Source organism: Microcoleus sp. AR_TQ3_B6 (assembly GCF_036702785.1).
Classification (GTDB): Bacteria; Cyanobacteriota; Cyanobacteriia; order Cyanobacteriales; family Microcoleaceae; genus Microcoleus.
This window is the reverse complement of sequence record NZ_JAUBVJ010000184.1, coordinates 1-4,727: the sequence shown is the minus strand read 5'-3', so window position 1 is coordinate 4,727 and position 4,727 is coordinate 1. Positions and strand designations below refer to the sequence as shown.

Genomic DNA, 4,727 nt, shown 5'->3' with positions numbered 1-4,727 from the left:
TTGAAGCTTTTATTATCAGAAAACTTGTGCCACAACTATGGAAAGGTGCTTGTGTAGTGATGGATAATTGTCCCATTTACTTGGGGGAATAAGTGAAAAAAGCTATCGAAAAAAACAGGGCAAAATTAATATACTTATCACCTTATTCACCAGATTTTTCACCAATAGAAAATCTGTGGTCACAACTTAAAATCATTCTCCGTTCTATCAAGACTACTAATTATTAAGAATTAGGAAAAGCCATAGAGTTTGCGTAGGGGTCTGCGTTACATCGTCAAATATTTTTAACTGGTTTACACACTGCTGTTATTGTACCTCATCTTTTTGAGAAAGGCTATATATTAATAAAAACGGCAATTAAATTGTCTCATCCACAAATATAAAAATTAAAATAAGTAAAAGATGCTGCACTATTAGTAGGAATTATGCACGAGTTAAAAGAAGAGCTTCACTCACTATTTGAGCAGAGTCAAAATTTGGGTAAAGGGACATTATAACTAATTGATTGGTTAAAAAATGCAGAACCCTACTAGAAAAAGAGCGTCGAACCAATAAAAAGATGGTTTGGAGAGAGCGTGGGGTATTTTGAACACAGAACAACTAACGGCATAGTTTAAGGAATTAACAACAAATTAAAGCTGTTAAAAAGGTGTGGCTTTGGGTGGCAAAAATTCATTAATTTTGAAAGGCGAGCTTTACTTTCTTGGCATTTTCCTAATAATTGAGCAGCGGTAAGTACGGAAGAACAAAAAAAAGACTCTAGGTGTGCGGAGGATATGAAAGAAAAATTGCCTGTCCTGATAGCTGCGATCGCAGAATTTTTAGCATCAAGCAGCGGTTTTCTATCAACACTTGCCACGCCGATCACAAAAAGTGCGATCGAGAAAGAAAGTGAAAATTTTTGCGATTTCTAGAAGTGGCGATCGAATAAAGTGAGATCGGGACTTATGCGCTTCTTCAGAGAAACCGGGTTTTTGGCATAGCTGTTCACTTATGAGTAAGTTGCCAAAGCCGCGTTTCGTAACTGACCTCTGAAGTAAGGAAAACAGGCTTTAACTTGTAGTTGTATTGTTTTTCAAGCCTCTCTTGGAGTTTTTCAGTGGGATAGAATGCAAACAAATTTCTGTAACCGTTAGGAATCTGAGCAAGCTGGAGTTGATCTCGCCACAGAATGTGCACTTTCGGATCGAGCAGACGGATCAAAGGAATGACTTCACCGAACTCACGGTCAGTAATCAACAGCGGAGAGTCAGCTTGATTTACGATGTGAGCTATAGGAATAGCGTACTTGCCTTGATCCAGACCTTTGTTCCACCAAGTTTCTGCTTGAGAACTGAGGGTGCAAGACAGGACTCCAGCCGAGAACACTCCGATTGCAACAAGCTTCCAAAACTTCTGCTGCCAGGTATTAATAGAAGTGGAGGTTATTTTCGCTGTCAGCAAATAAGCCACAGCCAACTGCAAACCCAGATAAGTAGGAATTAGATATCGAGCGGAGCCTGAGAGGCGCCGTCCACCTAAAATTAAATCTGCCACCATCAGAGGCAGGGATGTAAAAACAATCAAAGTCAAGATGAAGCCGTAAACCGGTTTGGAAATGTGGCGACAAACAAAATAAATTGAATATGCCAATAAAATTAATACAAATACAATCACTGGAATTAGAGGCAGCGTCTTTTTGAATGAACTCAGCGCATCAAGATTTACATCAAAAATAATTCGGCTAACATTCCCTATCCACCTTTTAAATAAAGGCATCAAGGATATTCTGGATGCGGCTGTCATTTCGCTTACAGGAAGGGAGGGTGGCTGCCAATATCTTAGGGTTAAATACCACAGCAAACCTGCTATGAACGTGACAACGAAGGCTAGTATATAAGAAATTACGGTTTTAGTTACTCGTACTTTTTCCCTGGCAAATACATATATTCCATGTGCTATTAAAACAAGTCCAGTATACAAATGAGTGTAAATTCCTACTACGCTAATCGCTGTATAAATTCCCCATAGCAGCTTAGTTTGAAGTCGCATAGCTCGCAGCAAAACCGCACTAGATAGCAAAGTTAACACCGTCCACAAACAATACGGTCGTGCTTCCTGAGCGTACAGTACGTGCATTGGGGAGACTGATACCAATGCCATTGCTACCCATCCCACCATCGAAGACTCAAACAATTCCAGACAAAGCCAATAAGCACAGGGAAACTGTAGTAAACTAATCAGAGCGGGCAAGCTTCTCATTGCTGTGACGCTAGTTCCAAACAATTTAGCCCAAAATCGCGCTACCAGAAAATAGAAGGGTGGCAGTTGACCTTCTTCTATTGCCAAACCCTTAATCGTATCGATTTCGTTCTTTTGATCGCTAATGCTCTGATATTTCAGGAAATCTTTGCTACTGACTACTGGTTGCTTGAATATTTCTTCCTTAACAGATTTCACTAAGTAGCCAGATACTCGCAAGGAAGTGTAGGTTTCATCGAACCAGTAGAATTTGCGGTCGATATTGACAAACCTAAAAAATATGCCCATCACCAACACCACAGAAAGTAAAAACCGCAGCCCAGTTACAGGTAGTCGCCAATTATTACGATGCATTAAATGATTCCCCCTATTTATACTCTAATTATGCAAGGCCTCAGTTTATTGTTCCAAAATCTCAACTAAATCTTCGATCGCAATATCGAAGGCACGGGCCATCTTGTCCAAAGCTGTGTAGTCAACGGTAGCCATGCCTTGAGCATTGGCATAGGTAACGATCGTGGTATATGGAATACCTGTTCTGTTGGATAGTTCTGTCAGATTCCAACCCTTCTCTTGGGCAAATTCCCGAACTCGCAGCCTAATTGGTCCCATATTCTCAACGATAAATAAGCCTACTCTTCCAAAATCTCAACTAAATCCTCGATCGCAATACCAAACACGCGAGCCATCTTATTCAAAGCCGTATAGTCTAAAGTTGCCAGCTTGGGAGAATGGGCATAACTTCTAACGGTACTTTAAGGAATGCCCGAGCGCTCAGAAACTTCTTTTAATGTCCAACCCTTCTCTTCGGCTAGTTCTCGAACCCGCAATCGAATTAGACCCATCTTCCCGCTGACAAATAGTTCAATGTTCCAAAACCTCAACCAAATCTTCGATCATCAAATCGAAAACAGCAGCAAGTTTCTGCAAAGCCGTATAGTCCACCGTTGCCATTTTGGGAGCTTGGGCGTATTTTTTAACCGTGCTGTAGGGAATGCCCGTTCTGTCAGAGACTTCTTTGAGCGTCCAACCCTTTTCATCAGCTAGTTCTCGAACCCGCAACCGAATTAATCCCATTTATGCTTGACATCAGCTATGCTCATATCTTTAACTAAAGATAGTTAACAGCGATCGCCCCCTGACCTGAGAAATCTAGAGCGATCGCCTTTCATTCACCACCCACAAAAGTGGGAAGGATTTTCCTATGATACCAAAACAACCGACATATCGCGATCGACTTCAACCTTGGTGCATAATTCGCCACCTCCCCAACTGTCAGCGGTTAACAGTCGCCCGTTTCAGCCGCCGCCCCGATGCCGAATCTTAACTCAAAGCACTGCGCCGCTGAATGCCCGCAGTCCCGCATACAATTGTTTTCGTAAATGCGCTGTCTGTCTTAGATGAAAACAGCGTTCCAATTCCCATGCAATTGTCGATCGAAAATTAATGCGATCGAACTAATATCTTGCATTTGTTGCCAGATTCCGGCGGTGGTTTAAACTCCCGACGGAATATGCCAATAAGTGCAAGATGTGCGATCTAACCTATTATTGCAAAAGGTCGATCGAGCCTTCCGTCATCATCTGCAACAAGCAAAGCTATGGCCTAAAACCTGTTGGCAAACCATTCGCGTCAGAAAAGTATTGCTAAACTCTAAATAGACTTGAGTCAAGGAGCCAAATCGATGCCATCTCCCTTTCCCGGTGTAGATCCCTATTTAGGACATCCTAACCTATGGCCTGAATTGAATCACTGGTTGATTAGTGAAATTGCCAGATTTTTATCTCCGCAACTGCGTCCTAAATATCGAGTTGCCGTAGAGTTGCGAATCTATGAAACCAGCGGCGAAAATTCACTCCTTGTCGGTATTCCCGATGTGACTGTACAGCGTTCTCAGACATCAAATAACCCCGCAGCGAATGTAGCTCTTTTGTCACCTCCAGCACAACCGATGACGGTGACACTTCCTATGCCTGAAATTATCACGGAAGGTTATTTAGAAATAAGAGGAGTGGAAACCAAAGAAGTAGTCACAACGATCGAAATACTTTCACCTACTAATAAACTCCCGGAAAGAAGTCGGCAAATCTATGAGAAAAAACGCGAAAAGATACTGGCAGTCGCACTCATTTGATTGAGATTGATTTGCTGCGACACGGTGAATCAATGCCCGTATTTGGGAATAATCTTGACAGTCAATATCGGATTTTGGTTTGTAGGGGAAATCGCCTTCCTTCAGGCGATATATATGCTTTTAATCTTGAAACCCACATTCCGCAGATATTCAAGCAAGGGTAAAGGAAGATAGATTCGGCAACAATAAACTCCCAAACGATTGCCGTGCAATTGTTTGGGAGTTTTTAGTGTATAATAGATTTCGGCTGTAAAGCAACTATAAAAATCATGAAGCAGCCATTATCAGGGATAAATATCGTAAATTTAGACCACTTGGGAATAGTAGCGGGGATAATAGATGAGATGGAATT

Annotated in this window: 6 protein-coding genes and 2 pseudogenes; 4 read left to right on the top strand and 4 right to left on the bottom strand. The window is 41.7% G+C overall.

The genetic code is table 11. The features are described from left to right. The first annotated feature begins 92 nt into the window (after window positions 1–92). Both QUB56_RS37605 and QUB56_RS36325 read left to right on the top strand, forming a co-directional pair. Complete coding sequence (locus QUB56_RS37605) at window positions 93–227, top strand: transposase (RefSeq protein WP_445243447.1); 135 nt, start codon at window positions 93–95, stop codon at window positions 225–227. A gap of 549 nt (window positions 228–776) precedes the next feature. Next, window positions 777–914: a hypothetical protein gene (locus tag QUB56_RS36325; RefSeq protein WP_332961205.1), complete on the top strand. Its 138-nt coding sequence runs from the start codon at window positions 777–779 to the stop codon at window positions 912–914. A 73-nt stretch (window positions 915–987) separates the two neighbouring features. Here the strand turns inward: QUB56_RS36325 and QUB56_RS36320 are convergent, their stop codons facing one another. From QUB56_RS36320 to QUB56_RS36305, 4 genes and pseudogenes are all read right to left on the bottom strand, one after another. Beyond that, complete coding sequence (locus tag QUB56_RS36320; RefSeq protein ID WP_332961204.1) at window positions 988–2,595, bottom strand: glycosyltransferase family 39 protein; 1,608 nt, start codon at window positions 2,593–2,595, stop codon at window positions 988–990. Window positions 2,596–2,640: 45 nt separating this feature from the next. Then, window positions 2,641–2,853 (bottom strand): helix-turn-helix transcriptional regulator, encoded by a 213-nt coding sequence (locus QUB56_RS36315; RefSeq protein WP_332961203.1) that lies wholly within the window; start codon window positions 2,851–2,853, stop codon window positions 2,641–2,643. A gap of 20 nt (window positions 2,854–2,873) precedes the next feature. Further along, window positions 2,874–3,086, bottom strand: a pseudogene (locus tag QUB56_RS36310) (helix-turn-helix domain-containing protein). Window positions 3,087–3,105: 19 nt separating this feature from the next. Beyond that, window positions 3,106–3,318 (bottom strand): helix-turn-helix transcriptional regulator, encoded by a 213-nt coding sequence (locus tag QUB56_RS36305; protein ID WP_332961202.1) that lies wholly within the window; start codon window positions 3,316–3,318, stop codon window positions 3,106–3,108. A 127-nt stretch (window positions 3,319–3,445) separates the two neighbouring features. Here QUB56_RS36305 and QUB56_RS36300 point away from each other — a divergent pair, with 127 nt between their 5' ends. After that, complete coding sequence (locus tag QUB56_RS36300; protein ID WP_332961201.1) at window positions 3,446–3,568, top strand: hypothetical protein; 123 nt, start codon at window positions 3,446–3,448, stop codon at window positions 3,566–3,568. A 357-nt stretch (window positions 3,569–3,925) separates the two neighbouring features. Then, window positions 3,926–4,539, top strand: a pseudogene (locus tag QUB56_RS36295) (DUF4058 family protein). Window positions 4,540–4,727: the final 188 nt, after the last annotated feature.